The 23,746-nt window shown below is 55.2% G+C and carries 21 protein-coding genes; 12 read left to right on the forward strand and 9 right to left on the reverse strand.

Annotated features, from left to right (window positions below; genetic code table 11):
* Nucleotides 1-3: 3 nt before the first annotated feature.
* On the reverse strand, nt 4-966 hold the full coding sequence (locus tag MIM_RS07125; protein WP_025372068.1) for a Bug family tripartite tricarboxylate transporter substrate binding protein: 963 nt from the start codon (nt 964-966) through the stop codon (nt 4-6).
* A gap of 148 nt (nt 967-1,114) precedes the next feature.
* Between MIM_RS07125 and MIM_RS07130 the strand changes: the two genes are divergently transcribed.
* Nucleotides 1,115-2,050 (forward strand): dihydrodipicolinate synthase family protein, encoded by a 936-nt coding sequence (locus tag MIM_RS07130; RefSeq protein WP_025372069.1) that lies wholly within the window; start codon nt 1,115-1,117, stop codon nt 2,048-2,050.
* A 65-nt stretch (nt 2,051-2,115) separates the two neighbouring features.
* Nucleotides 2,116-3,084 (forward strand): Bug family tripartite tricarboxylate transporter substrate binding protein, encoded by a 969-nt coding sequence (locus tag MIM_RS07135; protein WP_042070071.1) that lies wholly within the window; start codon nt 2,116-2,118, stop codon nt 3,082-3,084.
* A 99-nt stretch (nt 3,085-3,183) separates the two neighbouring features.
* Here MIM_RS07135 and MIM_RS07140 read toward each other — a convergent pair whose 3' ends face one another.
* A complete protein-coding gene (locus MIM_RS07140) occupies nt 3,184-5,559 on the reverse strand; it encodes a Tex family protein (RefSeq protein ID WP_025372071.1) in 2,376 nt (791 codons plus the stop codon).
* 119 nt (nt 5,560-5,678) lie between these two features.
* Here MIM_RS07140 and MIM_RS07145 point away from each other — a divergent pair, with 119 nt between their 5' ends.
* Nucleotides 5,679-7,763: an ATP-dependent DNA helicase gene (locus MIM_RS07145; RefSeq protein WP_245592833.1), complete on the forward strand. Its 2,085-nt coding sequence runs from the start codon at nt 5,679-5,681 to the stop codon at nt 7,761-7,763.
* 214 nt (nt 7,764-7,977) lie between these two features.
* Here the strand turns inward: MIM_RS07145 and MIM_RS07150 are convergent, their stop codons facing one another.
* Nucleotides 7,978-8,802, reverse strand: coding sequence for an outer membrane protein assembly factor BamD (locus MIM_RS07150; RefSeq protein ID WP_025372073.1), 825 nt, complete (start codon nt 8,800-8,802; stop codon nt 7,978-7,980).
* A 101-nt stretch (nt 8,803-8,903) separates the two neighbouring features.
* Between MIM_RS07150 and MIM_RS07155 the strand changes: the two genes are divergently transcribed.
* The 5 genes from MIM_RS07155 (at nt 8,904) to phaR (ending at nt 13,832) form a co-directional block, all read left to right on the forward strand.
* Nucleotides 8,904-9,869, forward strand: a complete 966-nt coding sequence (locus tag MIM_RS07155) for an RluA family pseudouridine synthase (protein ID WP_025372074.1) — start codon at nt 8,904-8,906, stop codon at nt 9,867-9,869.
* Nucleotides 9,866-10,633: a peptidoglycan editing factor PgeF gene (gene pgeF, locus MIM_RS07160; protein ID WP_245592834.1), complete on the forward strand. Its 768-nt coding sequence runs from the start codon at nt 9,866-9,868 to the stop codon at nt 10,631-10,633. The genes MIM_RS07155 and pgeF overlap by 4 nt, the downstream gene beginning before the upstream one ends.
* Nucleotides 10,634-10,796: 163 nt before the next feature.
* Nucleotides 10,797-12,425 (forward strand): PHA/PHB synthase family protein, encoded by a 1,629-nt coding sequence (locus MIM_RS07165; RefSeq protein ID WP_025372076.1) that lies wholly within the window; start codon nt 10,797-10,799, stop codon nt 12,423-12,425.
* Between the two features lie 51 nt (nt 12,426-12,476).
* Nucleotides 12,477-13,214: an acetoacetyl-CoA reductase gene (gene phbB, locus MIM_RS07170; protein ID WP_025372077.1), complete on the forward strand. Its 738-nt coding sequence runs from the start codon at nt 12,477-12,479 to the stop codon at nt 13,212-13,214.
* A 45-nt stretch (nt 13,215-13,259) separates the two neighbouring features.
* Nucleotides 13,260-13,832 carry a polyhydroxyalkanoate synthesis repressor PhaR gene (phaR, locus tag MIM_RS07175; RefSeq protein WP_025372078.1) on the forward strand — a complete coding sequence of 191 codons (573 nt, stop codon included), beginning with the start codon at nt 13,260-13,262 and terminating at the stop codon, nt 13,830-13,832.
* A gap of 174 nt (nt 13,833-14,006) precedes the next feature.
* Here the strand turns inward: phaR and MIM_RS07180 are convergent, their stop codons facing one another.
* The gene (locus MIM_RS07180) at nt 14,007-15,185 is read right to left on the reverse strand and encodes a GNAT family N-acetyltransferase (protein ID WP_025372079.1); all 1,179 of its coding nucleotides are present in this window, start codon (nt 15,183-15,185) and stop codon (nt 14,007-14,009) included.
* Between the two features lie 67 nt (nt 15,186-15,252).
* Between MIM_RS07180 and MIM_RS22820 the strand changes: the two genes are divergently transcribed.
* On the forward strand, nt 15,253-16,377 hold the full coding sequence (locus MIM_RS22820) for a CobW family GTP-binding protein (RefSeq protein ID WP_025372080.1): 1,125 nt from the start codon (nt 15,253-15,255) through the stop codon (nt 16,375-16,377).
* Between the two features lie 175 nt (nt 16,378-16,552).
* On the opposite strand, the gene MIM_RS07190 is transcribed toward MIM_RS22820, so the two are convergent.
* Together MIM_RS07190 and MIM_RS07200 are read right to left on the reverse strand one after the other, a co-directional pair.
* Nucleotides 16,553-16,762 (reverse strand): CsbD family protein, encoded by a 210-nt coding sequence (locus tag MIM_RS07190; RefSeq protein WP_025372081.1) that lies wholly within the window; start codon nt 16,760-16,762, stop codon nt 16,553-16,555.
* A 353-nt stretch (nt 16,763-17,115) separates the two neighbouring features.
* Entirely contained in the window at nt 17,116-17,856 is a 741-nt protein-coding gene (locus MIM_RS07200; RefSeq protein WP_042070072.1) for a haloacid dehalogenase type II, read from the reverse strand.
* 439 nt (nt 17,857-18,295) lie between these two features.
* Here MIM_RS07200 and MIM_RS07205 point away from each other — a divergent pair, with 439 nt between their 5' ends.
* Both MIM_RS07205 and MIM_RS07210 read left to right on the forward strand, forming a co-directional pair.
* Complete coding sequence (locus MIM_RS07205) at nt 18,296-19,393, forward strand: YadA-like family protein (RefSeq protein ID WP_144084605.1); 1,098 nt, start codon at nt 18,296-18,298, stop codon at nt 19,391-19,393.
* A 367-nt stretch (nt 19,394-19,760) separates the two neighbouring features.
* The gene (locus MIM_RS07210; RefSeq protein WP_025372085.1) at nt 19,761-19,946 is read left to right on the forward strand and encodes a hypothetical protein; all 186 of its coding nucleotides are present in this window, start codon (nt 19,761-19,763) and stop codon (nt 19,944-19,946) included.
* 313 nt (nt 19,947-20,259) lie between these two features.
* On the opposite strand, the gene MIM_RS07215 is transcribed toward MIM_RS07210, so the two are convergent.
* Nucleotides 20,260-20,832 carry a TetR/AcrR family transcriptional regulator gene (locus MIM_RS07215; protein WP_025372086.1) on the reverse strand — a complete coding sequence of 191 codons (573 nt, stop codon included), beginning with the start codon at nt 20,830-20,832 and terminating at the stop codon, nt 20,260-20,262.
* Between the two features lie 176 nt (nt 20,833-21,008).
* Between MIM_RS07215 and MIM_RS07220 the strand changes: the two genes are divergently transcribed.
* The gene (locus MIM_RS07220; RefSeq protein ID WP_052342385.1) at nt 21,009-22,535 is read left to right on the forward strand and encodes an MFS transporter; all 1,527 of its coding nucleotides are present in this window, start codon (nt 21,009-21,011) and stop codon (nt 22,533-22,535) included.
* Between the two features lie 124 nt (nt 22,536-22,659).
* On the opposite strand, the gene queD is transcribed toward MIM_RS07220, so the two are convergent.
* Entirely contained in the window at nt 22,660-23,109 is a 450-nt protein-coding gene (queD, locus tag MIM_RS07225) for a 6-carboxytetrahydropterin synthase QueD (RefSeq protein WP_025372088.1), read from the reverse strand.
* Nucleotides 23,106-23,738, reverse strand: a complete 633-nt coding sequence (queE, locus tag MIM_RS07230) for a 7-carboxy-7-deazaguanine synthase (RefSeq protein WP_025372089.1) — start codon at nt 23,736-23,738, stop codon at nt 23,106-23,108. Before queE ends, queD begins: the two co-directional genes overlap by 4 nt.
* Nucleotides 23,739-23,746: the final 8 nt, after the last annotated feature.

The raw sequence follows: 23,746 nt of genomic DNA on the forward strand, positions 1-23,746 counted from the left end.
AGTCTACTGACTCAGTCCGGCCGATTGAATCACGTCCTTCCATTTGGCCACTTCTTCCTTTTGAAACTGGGTAAATTCCTCAGGTGTATTCCCCACGATGGTGAAGCCGAGTTTTTTCATGGTTTCCTGAGCACGCGGCTCTTTCAGACTGGCGCTGACGGCTTCGTGCAGTTTGGCGATGATTTCCCTGGGTGTACCGGCTGGAGCGGCAACACCCTGCCAGGAATACACAACCATATTCTTGATACCGGATTCAGCCATGGTTGGTGTATCGGGCAGCTCGGGAGCACGCTGCTCGCCGGTAATGGCCAGGGCCCTGAGTTTGCCGCTTTGCACGTGTGTTAGGACGGCACCCAGATTCTGGAATGAAACATCAACCTGGGAACCCAGCAGATCGGCAATGGCCGCGCCACCGCCCTTATAGGGAACGTCAATGCCCGTGGTATTGCTGCGCTGTCGGAACATCGCGGCCGACAAATGATCCGATGAACCGGTGCCGGACGACGCATAGGACACCTCGCCAGGGTGTTTGCCGGCGTACTCGATCAGTTCAGCTACGGTTTTGACCGGTATTTTCGAAGAGACAACCAGCACATTCGGGTTGCGGACGAGTTGACTGACGTAATCGAAGTCATTACTGGGGTTGTAGGATAAATTTTTATAAAGCCCTTCGTTAATCGAAAAGGTGCCGATGGAGCCGACCATCAGGGTGTAACCGTCGGGCTTGGATTTCTTCAGTTCCTGTGCCGCGATGGCACCGTTGGCACCCGGTTTGTTTTCAACAATCACCGTCTGACCCAGCACTTTCTCCATTCCTGGTGCGATGGTGCGCGCAGTGATATCTGAAGAACCGCCAGGCACAAAGGGGACAATGATTCTTACTGGTTTGTCCGGATAGGCTGCCTGCGCCGACCCCGCTACCATCGATGCTGTTGTCAGCACGCCCGTAATTACTTTCTTTAGCATACGTTTTGTCTCCGTCTCTACTATTCTGTTAAGATAAGATGTCTGATGTTAAATTGTACTTGTAGGACAACTATATTTAACCATCGGGATAAAGTCAAATGAAATCTCAATACAACATACGGGTTACTTATCTACAGCAGGACGTCAAATGAAAACAACGCCAGTTACATCCCAGGATTTACAACGCTCTGTTATTGCCGTGCCGCCACTGGCGCGCGATGCGGAGTACCGTCTGAACAAAGCGGCTAATCAGGCCTTGTTATCCCATCTTTATGAGGGTGGGGTGCGTACGGTGATGTACGGCGGCAATGCCAATTTTTATCATCTTGGCGTTAACGACTACGCCGATACGGTGGCGCAACTGGCTGATCTGGCCGCCGAAGATATGTGGGTTCTGCCTTCGGTCGGGCCTGATTTTGGGAAAATGAGGGACCAGACCGCGATTCTGCGCGGCTTTGATTTTCCTACGGCCATGCTACTGCCCATGACGTTTCCCTATACGACGCAGGGACTGGCCGATGGCATCCGGTATTTTTCCGATGCGTTCGGCGACAAAATCGTGGTGTATATCAAATCTGATCAATACCTGCCTGCCGAAACCATGGCGCGTCTGGTTGAAGAAGGCAGAATAGTGAGTTTCAAATACGCGGTGGTGCGACCCGACCCCAAGGATGATCCCTATCTGCAATCCATTCTTTCCTGTGTCAGTCCCGAGCTGATTGTCAGCGGTATTGGCGAGACGCCGGCCATTGATCATATGGCGCATTTTGGACTGAAAACCTTCACCAGCGGTTCGGTATGTCTGGCGCCTGCCGGTTCGATGGGGTTGCTGCGCGCCATGCAGGCGAATGACACGGCGGCGGCGCAGGCCCTGCGCGAGCACTATATGGCATTTGAAGCGTTGCGCGACGGCATTAATCCGATCAGAGTCCTGCACGATGGGGTCAGCCTGTCAGGCATTGCGGATATGGGGCCGATATTGCCGATGTTCTCGGGTCTGACCGATAATGAAGCGGAGCACGTCGGCCCGGTAGCGCGTCAACTGGCTACCTGGGGACGCAGTTTGCTGGCAGAAAATAGATAGCTGAATCAACACAACGACGTAACGACACTACGCGGGCACGTCGCCCGCAAACAACGGAGACAAGGATGATACATTTCAGTAAAGCAGTCAGTGCCATGGTTCTGGCGTTGGGGATGGTCGGGAGCGCCAGCGCGGCCTACCCGGAGGCACAGCCGGTCAAGGTATTGGTTGGATACACGCCGGGTGGTACCACAGACCTGGTGGCGCGGATTGTGGCCAAGGGCCTGAGCGATGAGCTCAAGCAAAGTTTCGTGGTGGAAAACAAACCCGGTGCCAGCAACAATATTGCCATGACGGATGTGGCGCGTGCTAAACCGGACGGTTACACGCTGATCGTTACCACCATTGCCAGTTCGGTCAATGCCACGCTGTTCAAAAAACTGAACTACGACCTGAAAAAAGATTTTTCGCCGGTTGCTCTCATTGCCAAAGTGCCCAACGTATTGGTGGTCAATCCCAAACTGCCGGTGAACAATGTGAAAGAACTGGTTGAGTATGTCAAAAAGAACAAGGATAAGGCCACATACGCTTCTTCAGGGATTGGCTCTTCCCAGTTCCTGTGTGGCGAGCAATTGAATCAGGATGCGGACACCCAGATTCTGCATGTGCCGTTCAAGGGCAGTGCGCCAGGACTGACTGCGGTGATGGCAGGTGATGTATTGATGGAGTTTGATAATATGCCGTCGGCCTGGCCGTTTATCAGTTCCGGCAAGCTCAAGGCACTGGCTGTAACCAGCAAGGAAAAATCTGCGGTCGCTCCCCAGTTGCCTACGATGATCGAGTCCGGCTTCAAGGACTTTGATATTTCTTCCTGGTTTGGTGTGTTGGCGCCGGCAGGTATGCCCAAAGAAGATGTTGAGCTGCTTAATAAGGCGATTCTCAAAGTGGTTGCCAAGCCCGAGGTCCAGAAACAGCTGGCCGATCAGGGCGCCATTCCGCAGAATATGACGCCGGAGCAGTTCGGCTCATTTATTAATGATGAAGTGGATCGCTGGGGCGCGCTGATTACCAAGCTGGGTGTAAGCGCCAACTAATAAGAGAAGAGCAATAGAATAAGATAAACAGAACAGCAGAAGAAAACAAGGCGGTCTGCCATAGAATCAGACCGCCTTGTTTTTTATTTTTTTATTTTTTTATTTTTTGAGCTTGGCAAACGCCGCAGCCATGGCGTTCATGGAACTTGCCGCCGGCGCCTGATTGCGCGCCTGCTGCCGCCCCCCACCGTTGCCGCGAGGTGCCGCAGCGCCAGGCCGTGAGTCGCGTCGCGCTACCGGGCCTGTGTCGTCATTCAGCCGCATGGTCAGGCCGATACGGTTACGCGCCACATCCACTTCCTGTACTTTGACTTTAACCGTCTGGCCGACCCGCACCACATCGCGCGGATCTTTCACAAACGTATCGGACAGGGCAGAAATATGCACCAGGCCGTCCTGATGTACGCCGATGTCCACAAACGCGCCAAAATTGGCGACATTGGTCACCACGCCATCCAGAATCATGCCTTCAGATAAATCTTTGATGGTTTCGATACCTTCCTGGAAGGTAACGGTCTTGAATTCAGGACGAGGGTCACGACCGGGTTTTTCCAGTTCGGAAAAAATATCTTTTACGGTAGGCAGGCCGAAGCGCTCGTCGGTGAACTCGCTGGGCGATACCCCACTTAATGCTTCCTTGTTACCGATGACCGCCTTGACGTCCTTGCGGATTTTATCCAGAATGCGCTCCACCAACGGGTATGCTTCGGGGTGAACCGCAGAAGCATCCAGCGGGTTTTCGCCATTCTGGATGCGTAAAAAACCGGCTGCCTGTTCGAAGGCCTTGGCGCCGAAACGCGACACATCCATCAGGGTTTTACGGGTTGGGAATGCACCATTCTGGTCACGCCAATCCACGATATTGCGGGCCAGGGTGGCATTCAGACCCGATACCCGTGAGAGCAGGGCGGCAGAAGCCGTGTTGACATCCACACCCACCGCGTTCACGCAATCCTCGATAACGGTATCGAGCGAACGCGCCAGCTCGCGCTGGTTAATGTCGTGCTGATACTGGCCGACACCAATCGCCTTGGGTTCGATTTTGACCAGTTCGGCCAGTGGATCCTGCAGACGACGGGCAATGGACACCGCGCCGCGCAGGCTCACATCCATATCCGGAAATTCTTTTGCCGCCAGCTCCGAAGCAGAATATACAGACGCACCGGCTTCGGAAACAACGATTTTACGCAGGCCGGCGTTGGGCAGCGCTTCGATGAGTTCGGCTGCCAGCTTCTCGGTCTCGCGCGAGGCGGTGCCGTTACCGATGGCGATCAGTTCAATTTTGTGTTTATTGACCAGCGCCGCCAGGGTGGCCAGCGACCCATTGCGATCACGGCGCGGCTCAAAAGGATAGACGGTGGCGGTATCGAGCACCTTGCCGGTTTTATCGATGGCAGCCACCTTAACGCCGGTGCGGATACCCGGGTCCAGGCCCAGTACTGCTTTGGGGCCGGCGGGCGCCGCCAGCAGCAGATCCTTCAGGTTGGCGGCAAAGACGCGGATTGCCTCGGCCTCGGCTTCTTCGCGCAGTTTGGTAATGAATTCGGATTCGAAGGCAGTCAGCATTTTCACGCGCCAGGTCCAGCGGGCGACATCGGCCAGCCATTTGCCACGGGCATTGGCATTCGCTGAATAATCGGCATCCAGTTCCAGAAAGCGGCTGATGCGTTCAACGCAGGGGTGGGGCACCAGCGTATCCTGTTCATCGCTCAGGCCGATGCGCAAATCCAGCGCGCCTTGCTGGCGACCGCGCAGCAGGGCCAGCACACGATGTGACGGCAGGCTGCGGATAGACTCGCGAAAATCGAACCAGTCGCGGAAATTGGCGCCTTCTTCTTCCTTGCCTTCAATAACCTTGGAGTACAAAAAGCCATGCTGACCCAAATAGTCACGCATATCGGCGACCAGGTCGGCGTTCTCCGAGAACTGTTCTGCCAGAATATCCCTTGCGCCATCCAGGGCGGCGCGGGTGTCCTTGATGCCCAGCTCTTCATTCACAAAGTCCTGTGCGGCAACCTGTGGATCGGCATTGCGCTCAGCCAGCAGCAGGTCGGCCAGGGGCTGCAGTCCGGCTTCACGGGCGATCTGGGCGCGGGTACGACGCTTGGGTTTGAACGGTGCGTACAAGTCTTCCAGGCGCTGTTTGGTGTCGGCCGCCGCGATGGCTTCACTCAGCTCCGGGGTGAGCTTGCCCTGACCGCTGATGGATTCGAGTACGGCAGCGCGGCGGGTTTCCAGTTCTCTGACATAAGCCAGCCGCACTTCCAGGTTACGCAATACGGTATCGTCCAGGCCGCCGGTGGCTTCCTTGCGGTAGCGGGCGATAAACGGGACAGTCGCGCCGTCGTCAAGCAGTGTTACGGTGGCTTCGATCTGGCTGGCCCGAATATTCAGTTCAGCGGCCAGCAATGCGATGATGCGCGCTGGGTCAACCAGCGGGGATGAGGCGGTAACAGAAGGAGAGGATACGTTCATACTTAACGGTAATAATTAAACTTAACGCGACATTGTGCCATAAGCATCGCAGTTGGCGCAGCAGAACTGGAGTATGATGCCACATGTAAATGCCTTCGGGCGAGGTCGTAGGAAACGTTGTGCGAGTACTTGATTTTGATATTTCCGACTGGTTTGGTCAGGAGGGTCCGTTGGCAGCAGCGGTGCCCGGCTATACGCTGCGCGACGCGCAGATTCAACTGGCACAGGCCGTAGACGAGACAATTGCATCGCATTCGGTGCTGGTGGCCGAGGCGGGTACCGGTACCGGCAAAACCTGGGCCTACCTGATTCCTGCGTTCCTGTCGGGCGGTAAAGTACTTATCTCCACCGGAACCCGGACTCTGCAGGATCAATTATTCTCCAAGGATGTTCCGCGTGTGCGCGATGCGCTGGCCCTGCCTGTGCAGGTGGCGCTGCTGAAGGGCCGCAGCAATTACGTCTGTCATTTTCATCTGGACCGGCTGGAGCAGGATGAGCGCGCACTCAAGTCGAGGGATGAAATCGCCCAGTTGCGTCAGATCCGCGTCTTTGCCACGCGCTCGCGTTCCGGCGATAAAACCGACTGCGGCCAGGTGCCGGAAGACGCCGATATCTGGAACCGGGTTACCTCCACCCGGGAGAACTGTCTGGGACAGGATTGTCCTAATGTGAAAGAGTGTTTTCTGCTCAAGGCGCGCAGACAGGCGCAGGAAGCCGATGTCGTGGTTATCAACCATGCCCTGTTTTTTGCCGATCTGGTCCTGCGTGAAGAAGGCATTACCGATCTGCTGCCGGCCGCTGATGCCGTGGTATTTGATGAGGCGCATCAGTTGCCGGATACCGCGACCCGTTTTATGGGCGATGTGGTGTATTCGGGCACCATTACCGATTTTCTGAAAGCTGCCGAGGTGGCAGCGCTGGCGTATGCACGCGATAGCGCCAAGTGGACCGACGCCTGTCAGCGGGTATCGTATTACGTGAAAGATCTACGTCTGGCGGCTGCGCCCATAGAAAATATGCCCGGGCGCAAGGCCACGTTTGAGCAGATTCCCGACGCCGACCGTTTTTTTGAGATTCTGAACAAGCTGTACGACGAACTGGTTACGCTGACGGGTATGCTCACTGCCGTGCAGGAGCGCCATCCCGATCTGGCGGCAGCGGCAAAGTCCGGGACGGAGTTATGTGCTCGCCTGTACCGCTGGTCGCAACCCGTTATTTTGCCCGAAGGCGTTTCCCGTGACAGCGAGCAGGCAGCGGCAGCTGAGCGCGCCGTGCCGGCAGATCCGTCTAAAGCCGTTGCAGGCGTGGCCGAGCAACTGGTCCGCTGGGTGGAAGTCGGGATGCACCATTTTCGTTTGCAGATGGCGCCCCTGTCGGTTGCCGATGCCTTCTCGCGCCAGCGGCGCAAGGATCAGGCCTGGATTTTCACCTCTGCAACCTTATCCCTGTACAAGGATTTCTCGCACTACACCCGCCAGCTCGGGCTCTATGGCGCCCGTACCGAGAAATGGGAATCTCCTTTTGATTATCAGGACCATGCCATGCTCTATGTGCCTGACCACCTGCCCGAACCGCAGTCACCTGATTTTCAGAAGCAGTTCGTGACAACGCTGATTCCCCTGATCCAGGCCAGCCCGGGAGGGGTACTGGTATTGTGTACAACCTTGCGCGCGGTCGATAACCTGTCGGCCCTGCTTCTGGAAGCCTTTGATACGCATTTCATTGAGCGGCCGGTGTTACGCCAGGGAGAAAGCTCGCGGGGTACGCTGCTGGAGCAGTTTCGGCAGTTGAAGAATGCGGTGCTGGTTGGTAGCGCCAGTTTCTGGGAAGGAATTGATCTGCCCGGAGAGATGCTGACGCTGGTGGCCATTGACAAGCTGCCTTTTGCGCCGCCCGATGATCCGGTGCTGGAAGCACGCATCAAAGCCTGTCGCGAGGATGGCGGTAATCCGTTTTTTGAATTTCAATTGCCGAGTGCTGCCATTGCCCTGAAGCAGGGAGCAGGCCGACTGATCCGTACTGAAAAGGATTGGGGATTGCTGGTAGTTGGCGACCGGCGGCTGGTTGAGAAACCCTACGGAAAACTGTTGTGGCGGGGACTGCCGCCATTTCGCCGCACGCGCAAGCTTGACGAAGCCACCGATTTTCTAAAGAGTCATGCAAAGGATATTGCAGTGCCCAAAGACGGTGACGCTGCTGCCTGATCGTCTTCGTAACCCTATTTGATCACCGACATCATTTCATCGGCTAGGTTCCACGTTCGTTAGCCACTCGTAACGTAAATGCATTTGCGACCGATAAAAAAGAGCGACCCATGTAATGAAGTGACCCCACAAAGTTGGACATCAATCCAACCTTTGGAGTCACTTCAGTAATGGAGGTCGCTCTTTTTACCTGAATGAGGCTGTTGAGTCTGTCTTAATTGAAGACGCGTGACGGACTTAACCAGGAGAACCAGCCACCGCTGCCGTCCAGGCCTTGCTCATAGTATTTGCTATTAGGATAGTTCTGATCCAGAACCCGTTTTGCATCATTGGCCTGATCAGGCATGCCAAGCTGCTGGTACGATTGCATCATGATATACAGCGCGGGTTCGGCGGCGGCCACCCCGGAGAAATCCTTAAGTACCGACTGACTGCGGTTGATGGCAGCAACGTAGGCATGACGTGTGTAATAGTACTTGGCGACATTAACTTCGTTGTCGGCAATGGTGCTTACCAGCCATGTCAGGCGCTGGCGGGCGTCGCGGCTGTAGCGGCTTTCCGGAAAGCGCTGAATAAGTTCATTGAAGGCATTGTATGACTGGCGCAGCCCCTTGGGATCGCGCTCACTGGGATCCTGGCCGGTCAGGCTGCGCAAATAGGAGCTGGGGGGCGTAAAGGTAACCAGACCTTTCAGATACAGCATGTAATCGGTACCCGGATGGCTGGGGTACAGGCGCAGAAAGCGGTCAATAACGGCCACTGCCTTTTCTGGCTCGTTGTCTTTCCAGTTCACATAGGCCTGGTCGATCATTGATTGCTGCGCGAAACTGGAGTAGGGATAACGGGCTTCGACGGCTTCCAGATAGGTGCGTGCAGTTTTGTAGTCATTACTGCGCACGTTGTCGCGAGCTTCCTGATATAACTGGGGCGCTGACATACCTGCCGTTCTGTCAGCTTCTCGGGTCATCATGCTGCCGCAGCCGGCCATAGCCAGGCAACCCAGCGCAATAAGAGAAGTTCGAAGCAAACGTTTATGCATAATTTGGTAGTGACTGTAAGTTAAAGTTCAAAAAGCAATCTGATGATAGCATTGCCGCGTTATTATACGAACATTATATGATTTTACAGTGTTTTCTATCGATGTCAGACCCAACTTTGCAGGATGCCGACGAAATTCCCGACAACGAACAGCGGCAGTTCCGTCTTCCCATGACCATGATCGGCGAGCGTCTGGACAAGGTTCTGGCAACGCTCATCCCCGAACATTCGCGCAGCCGGCTACAGGGATGGATCGAAGAGGGGCACGTGCTGGTCAATGGTGTACCCGGCAAAATCCGCCAGAATGTGGGTGCCGACGATCTGCTGGTGGTGACGATGCAGCAGGCGCCCGAACAGACGGCGTTCACCCCGGAACCGGTAGATTTCATGGTCGTGGCTGATTCCGCCGACTGGATTGTGGTGAACAAGCCCGCGGGCCTGGTAACCCATCCCGGTGCCGGCAACTGGTCGGGCACGCTGTTAAATGGCCTGCTGTACCGGTACCCTGAGCTGGCTCATGTGCCGCGGGCAGGGATTGTGCATCGTCTGGACAAAGACACGGACGGGCTGCTGGTTGTGGCCCGTAATGAAGCGGCCCAGACGCATTTTGTCAGGCAATTGCAGGCGCGCACCATGGGCAGGGAATACGAAGCGCTGGTGATGGGACATTGTCCTGGCAGCGGGACGGTGACCCTGCCTATCGGGCGTGATCGTCATGTGCCGGTGCGTATGTCAACTGTTACGCCCATTGCACCTAAAGAAGCCATCACCCACTATGAGCGCCTGGCTTTTGGTTATATAGACGAAGCACCGGTCAGCCATGTGCAATGCCGGCTGGAAACCGGCAGAACGCACCAGATCCGCGTGCATATGCACGCTCTGGGCCATCCCTTGCTGGGCGATACCCTGTATAACGGCAAATCGCTGGGTCAGGCGCAGCGCCAGATGCTGCATGCCCGGCGGCTGGCTTTTCTTGATCCCGCTACGGATCAGCCGCGGTCTTTTAACGCAGCCCGACCAGATGATATGGAACAGGTAATGGCAGCCATTGAATGGGAAGCACAATGAAACCATTAAACGTAACCGGCCAGCGCTGGCCCGGCATTCGCTATTTCTCCACCACGCGACATGGCGGCGTGAGCCTGGCACCCTACGACAGCAATAATTTGGGGCTGCACGTCAACGATGACCCGCAAGCCGTACAGCAAAATCGCGAGCGGTTGCGCGCTTTGTTACCGGGTGAACCGGTCTGGCTCAACCAGGTGCATGGTACAAGCGTCCTGGATGCGGATAGCGAGCCCGATCCGGCCGGTTCAGGTGCCACAGCGCCTTTTGATGCCAGCATGACGGTCACGCCGGGGCGGGTGCTGGCCATTCTGACCGCCGATTGCCTGCCGGTGGTATTGGCTTCGAATACCAGCGATGACGGTGTTAAAGGTATAGCCGCGGCCCATGCGGGTTGGCGTGGCCTGGCCGCAGGAGTGCTGGAAAATACTGTCAAAAAACTGCATATCGCTTGCGGTAAACTGCCTGATTACGCCTGGATCGGCCCTGCCATTTCCTATCAGGTGTTTGAAATCGGTCCACAGGTGCGCGAGGCGTTTCTGGATGTTGACCCTACGGTGGCGGGCTGTTTCATGCCGCATCCGGTCAATGCCGGCAAATGGCTGGCCGATCTCTCGGGGATTGCGGCCCATCGCCTGACTGCGCTGGGAGTGCGGCAGGTAGAACAAAGTGGCCTGTGTACCTATCGGCAGGATGATCTTTTTTATTCCTATCGGCGCAACCCGACGACGGGCCGACTGGCAACGCTCATCTGGATCGAGCGTTGATGCCATCGGGTCGCTGTGAGCGGGCAGAGCCTGGGCTGAAGGGCGCTCAGGGTTTCCCTTAGTGGGGTAGATACCGTCTGACGTACTGTTGGTTTTTATATAGAATGATTTTTATACGGTGAGAGTGCCACGAATGAGCATTAGACAACAGTCGGAGAGACGAGTGACCAACGAGACTGATCAAGCATGGCAAGGCCAGGCAGATCCGGCGCAGGACGCAGCCGTCCCGGGTCAATTGCAGGCCGAGTTTCTCGCTAAATGGCAACAAATTGCCGCTGCCGGGCAGCAGGGTACCCTACCGCCGCTAACAGACAGACGGTTCAGCGATCCGGCCTGGCAGGAAAGCCCGCAGCATTTGCTGATGGCTCACTTCTATCTGCTGTCGGCCAACATCATGCAGAAAATGGTGGATCAGGCAACGGTTCCCGATCAGGTTCGGGAGCGGCTGCGGTTTGCTGTTGAGCAGTGGAACGATGCCATGTCGCCCGCCAATTATTTTCTGACTAATCCCGATGCACTCAAAACCTTTACGGACACCAACGGTGAATCGTTGCAAAAGGGGTTGCTGAACCTGCTGGGCGATTTACGCCGCGGCCAGATTTCCCAGACAGACGCATCCACCTTCGAAGTAGGGCGCAACCTGGCCACGACGCCAGGTTCAGTCGTCTTTGAAAACCCCTGGTTCCAGTTGCTGCAATATGCACCGCAAACCCCCACGGTTTTTCGGCGACCACTGCTGATGGTGCCGCCCTGCATCAACAAATATTACATACTTGATTTGCAGGCGGGCAATTCCCTGGTGGAATACGCAGTGAGTCAGGGCTTTACCGTGTTCATGGTGTCCTGGCGTAACCCGACCGCTACCGATACCGATGGCATACAAAAATCAAGCTGGGACGACTATATTGAAAAAGGTGTACTCACCGCCATTGATACGGTCAGCCAGATTACCGGCCAGCCGCAAATCAATGCACTGGGGTTCTGCGTAGGTGGCACCATGCTTGCCAGCGCCCTGGCGGTTGCACGGGCGCGTGGCGACAACCCGGTAGCCAGTCTGACGCTGCTGACAACCCTGCTCGATTTTGCCGATACCGGCATTCTTGATGTGTTCGTTGATGAGGCGCATGTCGCCTATCGGGAGCAAACGCTGGGGCAGGGCGGGATGATGACGGCCAAAGAGCTGGCCACAACCTTCTCCTTTCTGCGGCCCAATGAACTGGTCTGGAACTATGTTGTCAGCAATTACCTGAAAGGCAAGGCACCACCCGCATTCGACCTGTTGTACTGGAATTCAGACGGCACCAATTTGCCCGGTCCGTTTTTCACCTGGTACTTCCGGAATATGTACCTGGAAAACAGATTGTGTCGCGCGGGCGCGCTGAAAATATGCACTGAATCAGTAGATCTTGCTGATCTGGACATGCCTGCCTATGTTTATGGTTCAAAAGAGGATCACATTGTTCCGTGGAATGCCTCATTCGCCTCAGCCCGTCTGCTGTCGGGCGATGTGAGGTACATCCTGGGGGCGTCCGGCCACATCGCAGGTGTGATCAATCCGCCAGCAAAGAACAAACGCAATTACTGGTCCGGTGATACCATGCAGGTACAGCAGGCCGATGCAGGGCAATGGCTGGAGCACGCACAATCGGTACCTGGCAGCTGGTGGCCAGACTGGGCCAACTGGCTGGCGGGGCACAGCGGGCGCAGGCTGAAAGCCAGGGCAACGCAGGGGAATGCTGCCTATCCGCCGCTGGCGCCGGCACCGGGGCACTATGTGAAAGTTAAAGCCTGATCAGGCCAATACATCGTTTTATTACCGTGAAAGTAGCCTAAGGAGTTCAAAATGACACAAAAAATAGCATATGTTACGGGTGGGATGGGCGGTATCGGGACCGCCATCTGCCAGCGCCTGCACAAGGACGGATTCACGGTTATCGCCGGCTGCGGTCCGCAGCGTAATGCTCAGCAGTGGATCGACGAGCAGGCGGCGCAGGGGTACACCTTCTTCGCTTCGGCAGGGAACGTGTCCGACTGGGAATCGACTGTCTCCGCATTTGACAAGGTCAAGGCCGAACATGGTCCCATCGACGTTTTGGTGAACAACGCCGGCATTACCCGGGACGGGGTCTTCCGTAAAATGTCTATCGATGACTGGCGTGCGGTGATGGACACCAACCTGAACAGCCTGTTCAATGTGACCAAGCAGGTGATTGAGCACATGTATGAAAAGCGCTGGGGGCGTATCATTAACATTAGTTCGGTGAACGGACAGAAAGGGCAGTTTGGCCAGACCAACTACTCCACGGCCAAGGCAGGTATTCATGGTTTTACCATGGCGCTGGCGCAGGAAGTGGCCAGTCGCGGCGTGACCGTCAATACCGTGTCTCCCGGTTATATCGGTACCGACATGGTGCGTGCCATTCGCCCTGAAGTGCTGGAGCAGATCGTTGGTACGATCCCGGTGCGCCGTCTGGGTACGCCCGAAGAAATTGCCTCGATCGTCTCATGGCTGGCTTCAGATGAATCCGGCTTTTCCACTGGTGCAGACTTCTCGGTCAATGGCGGCCTGCACATGGGTTAAGTCCTTCAACCGGACAAAGACAGTTATTTAAAGGTTAAACAGGTAATGGCTAAAGCAACTGAAACGGACACCGTCCGTACAATTAAAAAATATCCCAATCGTCGTCTCTACGATACGCAAACCAGTACGTATATTACGTTGCAGGATGTGAGACAGTTGGTGTTGGACAATGTCCGTTTTCAGGTGCTGGATGCCAAATCGGGCGAAGAACTCACGCGCAGCATCCTGTTGCAGATCATTCTGGAGGCGGAGTCTGGCGGCGTACCCATGTTCAGCTCCAATATGCTGGCGCATATCATCCGTTTTTACGGACATGCCATGCAGGGCGTGATGGGTTCCTATCTTGAAAAGAATATGCAGGCCTTTGTCGATATTCAGGACAAACTGGCCGAGCAGTCTAAAGGTGTCTATACACCCCAATTCGGTGCCGAAGCCTGGTCGCAGTTCATGAATATTCAGGCACCGCTGCTTAACAATATGATGAACAATTACGTTGAGCAGTCCAAGAACATGTTTGTGCAAATGCAGGAGCAAATGCAGAACCAGACCAGCAATATATTCGGTGCGTTCCCGTTCAATCCCGCAGCCGATAACGACAAAGATAAAGAAGACAAATAAGCACAAGGCCTGTTGGCGGTGCGCCGTCACGCTGGGGCAGGCAGCCCTGCCCGGCGAGTGACCCTTGCGCCACGCAGGTGAGCAGATCAGGACATCCGCGGGTCTGTCGGTCTGCCAGGCATGTCCTGTACCTGTGACAGGATGACAGTGCAGGGCGCCCTGTTTTCCTGAGGGTTATTCGGACCGGGATGGGACAGGCCGCGGGAGCGTGGCCTCCTGCTTCCCGTCCTCGTCCTGTTTCCTGAAGGGCGAATGTTCATGCAGCTCGTCCAAGTAAGCCTGCACATGCACGGTTTCCTCATCCAGAAAGCGATGGATGGCATCGGCAAACTCGGGTCGGGCGATCCAGTGTGCCGAATAGGTCGTCTGCGGCAGCAATCCGCGCGACAACTTATGCTCGCCCTGGGCTCCGCCTTCGAACAGAGCAATGCCGTGAGCGATGCAGTAGCGTATACCCTGCATATAACAGGTCTCAAAATGCAATCCGGGTATATATTCGTGTGCACCCCAATAACGACCGTACATTTTATTGTTGCCTATCATATTCATGGCGCAGGCAACCGGGGTGCCCTGGCGCTGCGCGATCACAAGCAGCAGGCTGTCCGGGGCATGCTGCAGCAACTGGCAGAAAAACGCTTCTGACAGATAGGGATGGCGACCCCGTTCGTAATACGTATTGCAATAACAGGAAAAGAAAAACGACAGATCGTCGGCGGTAATCTGCTTGCCGCGTTTATATTCAAATGTAATATCGGCCTGAGCCACCTTGCGCGACTCCTGGCGAATTTTTTTGCGCTTGTCATAGGTAAGACTGGCCAGGAAGGCATCGAAATCGGCGTAGTCGGCGTTTTTCCAGTGAAACTGGACACTTTCGCGCACCATATAGCCGGCCGTACGCAGCAACGCGAGATCGTTTTTCTCGGGAAACAGCACGTGAATGGAAGAGACCTGCAGACGCCGCGCGACCTCAATGGCTGCCCGGGCGAGCACCTGTCTGGCCTGGATATCGCGAGCAATCAGGCGGGGGCCGGTGACCGGCGAAAACGGGGCGGCGCACAGTAGTTTGGGATAGTACTCAAGACCGTACTGGCTGAAGGCGCGGGCCCAGGCCATATCGAAAACGAATTCACCCTGGGAATTTGTTTTCAGATACATGGGCATGAAACCGGCAGGCTGACGATCGTGATCGTATAGAATCAGGTGACATGGTTGCCAGCCGGTTTCCTCGCTGGTGCAGCCGGTTTCTTCCATGGCACGTAAAAATGCCGGTGAGATGAACGGATTATCGTCGGACCAGGCGCGCCAGTCAAAGTCTGGCAGGTCGGCCAGCGAGTGCAGGAGTTCCACCTGCATGTTTTTTACGTCTTCAGATGACACTGCATACCACCGTTTATTGCCACCACCACTTCAGACTCCTTGTATGACGACACCTGTATTTGATTCCGACAAGAGAATGCCGGTTACCGCTGTTACCGGCTTTCTGGGTAGCGGAAAAACCCGTTACATCAACCAGCTCTTACAGCAACCCGGCATGGCCAATACAGTTGTGATCGTAAATGAAATAGGTCAACTGGGGATTGATCAGGCAAACTGGTCATTCGTGCAACCTGCTACTATTCTACTAGAAGGAGGATGCCTGTGTTGTCAGATGCAGGGCTCCATGAGCGCGACATTGCAGCGCCTGTTTACTGATGCCCTGGCGCGAACCATTCCCCGATTCGATCGCATTATGGTAGAGACCAGTGGTCTGGCTGATCCATCCGGATTGCGTTTTACCTTGCACAGCGACTTTTTCCTGAAGGAGCGTTTTTTTTACAATGGCTGCATCGGTATTGTGGATGTGGTCAATGCCAACAGGCAAAGCGCTTATGTTGAATGGTCGCGACAGCTGGTGCAGGCTGATCTGGTGTTGCTGTCCAGGACAGATTGCGTCGCGCAGGATCAGGTGCCCGAGGTGGTGCAACAGATATCCTCCCTGACGGATGCTCCGATCATGCCCATCCCGTCCTTTTTTGAAAACGATAAGGCGCTGATGATGTTATCGACCCTACAGGGTTCGCTAAAGCCTGGCGCCGGGTTTTCCAATTTTCTGACACGGGCGCGTGATCGCGCTACACATACCGCCCGGCAGGATGTGGAGCAGGGTACCCGGCAAGCTGCTGCTCATCGCGCGGGGCGGGCGCCGTTCCATGACCAGCCTCAACCTCAATCTCAATCGCAGTCGATGCTGCGACCGATACAAACGCATTCGACCATCCGGATTATCACACTTGCATTTGACCGGCCACTGCGGCGCAGTGTGTTCAACAGGGTGCTTGATGCAATGCTGTCCGATCTGGGCGGTCAATTGATCCGGGCCAAGGCATTATTGCGTTTTGTCGATGATCCGGATTTATATCTTTTCAATATTGTCCATGCTCAGCGCTATCCTGCTCAGCGATTGCGGGCTTCCCAAGCGCAGGACCCGACAGCAATGGTGTTGTTTCTGGACGATGCTACCGGACAGGCAAGTGTGCCGCAGGCGGACGATTTTTATCGGCTATGAAAGGCATCGGCCTGGCTGCTGACTGCATGGCGTTTGCTCAGCCCTGCCGGTGTGATCGTGTGACCTGCACTGTCCGATACAATGAAAAAAACCGCAAGTGTTGCGCGTCAGTGAACTGGCAGCCAGATGCTTGCGGTTTCGTCGTGGAATGTGCGTATACGCGTCAAAGACGGGATCAAAGGTCGCTATTGTGGCGGGACCAGAAGTCATTCACCTGCCTTTCGGCTTCCTCTTTGGTTCGACCATATTTTTCCTGCAGGATGCCTGCCAGCTTTTGCGCGCTGCCATTGATCTGAGCGACGTCGTCGTCAGTCAGGTCCCCCCACGTTTGTTTCACAGAGCCTTTGATTTGTTCCCATTTACCGGCTGCAATATCTTTATTCATGCTTTGCTCCTGTTTCAGTTAATGTGAAAATCAGCGATTAATACTCTGATACTGAGTCTTCAGCGTAGCACGGGCAAGGCAAGGCCTGCTGTCATGGATGTAACGCACGGTAAAAGGCGCGCGACATGCGCACGCACCTGTCCACCACAAAAACCTGCCGGCCGTCTCTTTGCCTGGGGCCCGTCGATGCCTGCTGCTCACCCGCGCGCCGCGCAATCGGACATTGCAGGCGGGGCGGCCGGGCCGCCTGCAACATAACCGAATATAAATAGTTACAATAATCTGCGATCAGGCCAGCTGGCTTAGCGGGTTCCCTGACATATCGCGCCTGCACGCATGCTGGCATGACGAAATTAGTTTTGCGTGCAGCCAAGTTGTTGCGCCAGGTCATTCATATCCGTGGCGATCACGTCCCAGTTCTGTTCGGGCTTCAGATCTTTTGTTTGCTGGTCGCCGTGTTCGGTCGGTCGTGGAATAAATGCGGTACGCAGGCCACAAAGCCGTGCCGCCGCCAGATCGCTATTATGTGCGGCTACCATGCAAATCTGCTCAGGCGATAAATTCAGAATGTCAGCTGTTCGCAAATAGGCTTGTGGCGCGGGTTTGTATGCCTGGGCAGTTTCCGCCCCAAGGATGGCGTCCCAGGGCAAGCCTGCCCGTTTGGCCATATCAAGCATCAGCCGGATATTGCCGTTAGAGAGCGGCGCGATAATATAACGGCTTTTGAGCCGGCTCAGCCCGGGTACAGAGTCGGCCCACGGATCCAGCCGGTGCCAGGTCAGATTGAGTTCGGTCAGCGCCTGCTCCGGCAGGCTGGCGATGGGCACGCCAAACGTTGTCAGCGTTTTTTCCAGACTTTCTCTGTGCAATACGTCCAGTCGCGTAAATGGACGCCTGCCGCTGCGCACTTCTTCCATTGACGGCGAATAGTGACCGCGCCAGGTATCGGCAAAAGCGGCAGGATCAATATCCTTCAATGCATGCTTGCGGGCAAATTCAGTCACGTCGCGGATGACGCCACTGCGCCAGTCTACGACTGTTCCAAACACATCAAACACCAATGCGTGCAAATCCAGATCTATTGCGTCTGTCATATTTTATTTCCTTTGAAAGAGCCGGGTGGCTGCAAACCGCCCGCGCGTGCTGCCCGTACATGATAACTAATGTACTGGATCAGCATGCGCTGTGCGCTCGAATGGCAATGAATTTGCCGTGACAGTCCGTGCTACCTGACGCCTTCATTCCCTGTTTACCGGGCCGGGTGCATGCAAGCGCTTATGAGCGCGCCGATAGAGCAGGCTGGCTGGAAAGCAGGCTGTGGTGTGAGTGGCGATGCGTTACAGGACGCTGTGCTAAATACATCTCGCTCTCACGGGGTAAATTGCCCCGACTTTCGGCATCTACGGATTTTTTCATCGGCTTCAAATCTCTAGAATATTTTTGCTGCCGCAGAGTCTGAAACCGGCTTCCGATGACTGGTTCAGTTCTCTGCACGCAGGCGTATATGTTGATTCAATCAGAGAGAAAAATTGTATGTGTAGACTCAAGAGAACAATACCGCAAGTGACCTTCGTTACGCTTGCTTGCATGCTGCTTTTTTGCCGGCAGGCGGGCGCAGAGCAGGGCGAGCCGCTCTCAACCCAGCTGGGTCACGAGGCCGAGGCCTCTGGCACGGGAGCTGTGGCTATTGGCTGGGGCGCACACGCGCTGGGGAAGGATAGCATTGCCATTGGTTCAAAGACGCAAATAATCGGCCCCGGCACCACATTTGCTACGAACGGAGGCATCGCTATCGGCACGGGGTCTCAATCCCGAAGTGCTGGCGATGTCAATTTCGGTTCGCGCAAACTGTCGGGGTTGCGTGATGCCACCAGCGACGATGAAGCGGTGACCATGCGTCAAATGAAAGCGGCGAAAGCTTATACAGAAACCGTGAAAAGTGATCTGCTCAGGGCGATCGATTCGGCTGGCGCGCCGGTGCTGTCTGAAGCCAGGGCCTATTCCGATCTTTCCAAAACCCAGGCCATTGCTGCTGCCAATACTTATAGCAACACGACAAAGAACGAAGCCATTGCTGCTGCCAATGCATATAGCGATGCTGCGATGAACGACACCCTTGAGCGGGGGAAACACTATGCCGAGCAGATCATTGCCGCCAGTCGTGCGCAGTACGATACAAGCTTGTTGTCGCAGGCAAGATCGTACTCCGACAGGGAAAGCCGCAAGACCCTGGAAAACGCCCATTTATATAGCGAGGAAGTAGGGCGTTCCGTGCTCTCCAGTGCGAACGCGTTTACTGAAATGCGCAGCCGGCAGGCGCGGGACAGCGCGGTTGATCTGTCCAGGCAATATACGGATCGGCGTGTTAACCAGTTGCAGTCACAAATAAAGAAATTCCGCCGACGCGCCAATGCGGGTATTTCCGGCGCAATGGCCATGACGACCTTAACTCCGCCACCGGCTAACGCGAATACTTCTTTTGGTATGGCGCTGGCAACTTACAGGAATCAAATGGCGCTGGCGTCGGGCGTCAGCTTCAGGACCGGAAAAAACAGCAATTTCCGCCTGAATACCTCGTGGGATTCTGCTGGTGGCATTGGCGCGGCTGCCGGCTTTAATATGGCCTGGTAACCGGCACTTCGCTCCCTGAGGGCGGTTCCGGCAGGCGCGCGCAACAGTATTGCATTCTGTTTGCCTCTGTGCTTCCGCTGGTTTCGGGGCATGGTATTGCTGTCGGTGGTGGTGTCAACGTGAACCCCAGGAGGCATCACCGCTGGCAATAAACATGTGTGCCAGCAGATAACGTTCGCGTAGATGGCATTCATACAGATGGCCTGCCCATCACGGCGGGCTTTTGCGATTGTAAAGCGGCCAGATTGTGGTGTTTTCACCAAGAAGCTGTCCACTGTATATCAGTGAAATCAAAATTACATTTATGATATCAACAGTGACAGCTTCGTTGGTAACATACTGCTATTTAATCCATGGGGAATCCATAATGAAAAAAATGATTGCGTTTCTTGGCCTTTCTATTGTATTTCTGGCTGGCTGTACGGCACGGGGCCCATCGGTTTCAGTAGATCCCGGCGGTATTTATCCCTACGGCTATGATGGTGGCGGTTATCACCGCGGCGGCGGTGGCCGTTTTTGCCCTCCGGGACAAGCCAAAAAAGGCAACTGTTAACTGGCGCGCGCGTCTGGCGCTCACATAAGGCCCAATTGCAGGATGGGCTTTTTCCGATTTATTCCTGAGCGAGTATGAATAGCCTTGGGGGCGGCTGGTATCCAGTCTATCCCTGTCTGTTCATTTTGCTATGGTATTGCTGTATGTGCTGGCGCTGCAGCGTAGTTACAACGCAGGCGCCATCAAAATAAAAAAACATGTGCCATCAAAATAAAAAGCATGTGTCATTAAAAGCACGAAAAAACGAAGGCTTGAAACCCCTGCCTCTGGCGAATATTCTTTACCTATGCTACGTCGCTCCATCGCACATGAGCTATTCATCCCCGGGTTCAACGAGGCGTTCAATATCCTGAAAGATTGCCTGCCATTCCCGCGGCGATAAATCGAAGAAATTGAAACTGCGCAGCAGGAAGGCGCCTTCGTTGGCGATAAATGCCAGCCGCGCATTGCGTCCCTGTTCTGTGGAAAAATCCAGCCCCTGCAATTGTTTTGCATACCAGGCGCGTGTCTCGACCAACTGGTCCGAGTTCGGAATCAGCCCGGCCAGCATGGCGGCAAAACGCGACTCGTCCTGCACATCACTTTCTTTGGTCACCTTTATATGCGCACGCACATGGGCGAGGGCCTCGGATTTGCCACCTGCTGCCCGCGCCACCTCGGCGTCGAAATGATCGCTCCAACGCATAATCATCGCCTTGATCAGGCCTTCTTTATTACCGAAGCAATACTGCACACCGCCTTTGGTTATATTTGCAGCTTTGGCCAGCGCATCCATGGTCAAACCGGCAACACCATGTTGTGCAACGATTTTCTCTGCGATACCCAGCAGCTTCTCGCGATCAATTGAGCGGGGTCTGCCCGTGGGCTGAGGTTTATTGTGTTTCATATCAATAATTACTTTCCATACGTATGGAATTATACTATAGTACGCATTCGATTCCCACAAGGAATAAATGAAGTGTAACCCTTTCGGCTGGCGTGGCCAGCGTGATGCTACCGGTATATCACTCGCAACGCGCCGGACCATTATGCATGGTTGTCGGTGCGAATGGATTATTTATCATGACTGCAACCCACGAACAATCCCGTAACCGGTGGCTGGTATTGGCTATCGTATCCAGCGCCCTGTTACTTATCGTTATTGACATGACGGTGCTGTACACAGCCTTGCCGCGTTTGACGCATGAGCTGCAGGCCAGTGCATCGCAAAAACTGTGGATCATCAATGCTTATCCCCTGGTCGTTGCCGGTCTGCTGCCCGGCCTGGGTGCGTTGGGTGACCGCATTGGACACAAGCAGCTTTTTCTTAGTGGTTTGCTGGTGTTTGGCCTGGCATCCGTTATTGCTGCCTTCGCGCCCGGCGCCGAAGTGCTGATCGCAAGCCGGGTATTGCTTGCCATGGGTGCTGCCATGATGATGCCGGCGACCTTGTCTATTATTCGTTTGACCTTTGAAGACGATAAAGAGCGGGCGTTTGCCATTGGCATCTGGGCTGCCGTCGCCTCTGGCGGCGCGGCTTTCGGTCCGGTGGTCGGCGGCATCTTGCTGGAATTTTTCTGGTGGGGTTCGGTCTTTCTGATCAATGTGCCGGTGGTCGTACTCGCTTTTGTCGTGGGTGCGCGGATTCTGAAAAAACACGCAGGCAATAAAGCGCAAAAGTGGGATCTGATCGGCTCCGCCCAAATTATGGTTGCATTGATTGCACTGACCTACGCGATCAAGGAACTGGGAAAACCGCAGGCAGACTGGATGACATGTGTCATCACGCTGTTGCTGGGCACTGGCGCTCTGGTCATTTTTGTGCGTCGGCAAAAACGTAGTGCAGCGCCCCTGATTGATTTTGCCTTGTTCCGCAATAAACAATTTCTGCTTGGTGTCGTGGCGGCATCGGTGATGTCCGCGACCCTGATTGGTTTCGAGCTCGTTTTCAGTCAGCGGCTGCAACTGGTCAGCGGATACTCGCCCCTGCAAGCCGGTTTGCTCATTTTGCCAATCCCTCTGGCGGCTTTTTTTGCCGGGCCGCTGACGGGGTCATTGCAGCCCAGGCTGGGCACTGCTCGTCTGTTATGGCTTTCTCTGCTGGTCGCGGGCGTCGGCTCGCTTACCTATTTATTTATCTTCGATGGCGATGTCTTATGGTGGTCAGTGGCCCTGGCGGTCTTCGGTTTTGGCGCAGGTGCGGCCATTACCGGCTCGTCTACGGCCATTATCAATAACGCACCTGCAAGCCGGGCCGGCATGGCCGCTTCTATAGAAGAGGTGGCCTATGAGCTGGGCGGGGCGATGGGGGTGACCATCCTTGGCAGTATCATGTCTGTGATTTATACAATGAAGCTGGTGCTGCCAGCCGATACTACGTTGCCGGGCATCGTGCACGACAGCCTGGACCAGGCGCGTCTGGTGGCAGAGCAATTGCCGCCAGCACAGGCCGAACGTCTGCTGTCGCTTGCATTTGCTTCGTTTGACGATGCATTTATTGGTGTGATCATCGGTGTGACCGCGATGCTGTTTGTGACAGCCGGCGTTGTGTACGGCGTGAGCTTGCGTTCAGCCGCCAGTGCAGGGCATGGCCTGAACCCGGGCCATTGAGTGCAGGCGCAAGCGCGGCGCGGCACAGTGCGCGCTTGCGTCCTGCGTCGGCAAAAATTGGGTATGCGGCTTGGCTCGGAAGTGAGAGCCATAATGCCTGGCGTGGTTGCGACGCCTTCAATGGCTACGTTGCGGCGTAGCAATCGGCCCAGCAATTGGGGGTTTCGTACAGTCTGGCGTGCGTCAGCTTCAGTCGATCTCCGTACTGTGCCTGATAAGCGGCGGCCAGGGTATCGAATGCGATCCGGACCAGGTTTTCGGCGGTCGGGATGCGATCCAGCACAACGGTTTTATGATCGCCCAGCGAATCCAGAAAGTTGCGTACGACCGTATCTCCACTGTAGACCAGGAAAGCGTGATCCCAGACGTCGACGATCAGCGCCTTGGCGATGGCTTTGACATCGGAAAAATCCAGCACCATGCCGCGATCAGGTGCGCCATCAACCGTTGAGACGGGTCCTGAGAGCGTGATTTCAAGTGTGTAGCGGTGGCCGTGCATATTACGGCACTGGCTCTGGTGATCGGGTATGCGGTGGCCGGCATCAAAATGCAGCGCGCGGGTTACGGTAATCATGGAATGCCTATGTATTTATGGGTTTGTACGCTCAGGCGCCATTTGGGGTGATCCATACAGTACTGAACTGCACGCTCGGTTGCGGCCAGGCGATCCGGCCCGTCCATGGGCTGCAGGAAAAAGTGTGAAAAATCCAGCGCTTCGAATTGTTCGGGCAGCGCATCGGACTGGCGAAAGACTAGTTTAAGTTCATCGCCTCGCGTTTGCACCAGTGTGTTATTTCCCTTTGGACTAACACAAATCCAATCGATGCCGGCCGGTGCGGCAAGGGTGCCATTGGTTTCGATAGCTATCTCAAAGCCTTCGGCATGCACCGCTTCGATCAGTGCTGTATCCAGTTGCAGCAGCGGCTCACCTCCGGTAAACACAACATAACGCGAAGCCTGATCTGGCCCCCAGGTCTTGCCCAGTGTCATGGCCAGCTCAGCAGCAGTATTAAACTTACCACCGCCTATGCCGTTAGTCCCGACAAAATCGGTATCGCAAAATGTACAGGCGGCAGAGGCGCGATCAGCTTCGCGCCCGGACCATAAATTGCATCCGGCAAAGCGGCAGAATACCGCCGCGCGCCCCGCCTGCGCCCCTTCGCCTTGCAGCGTTTTGAATATTTCTTTTACAGCATATGTCATGACTTCGG

It is taken from the genome of Advenella mimigardefordensis DPN7 (assembly GCF_000521505.1).
GTDB classification, from domain to species: Bacteria; Pseudomonadota; Gammaproteobacteria; order Burkholderiales; family Burkholderiaceae_B; genus Advenella; species Advenella mimigardefordensis.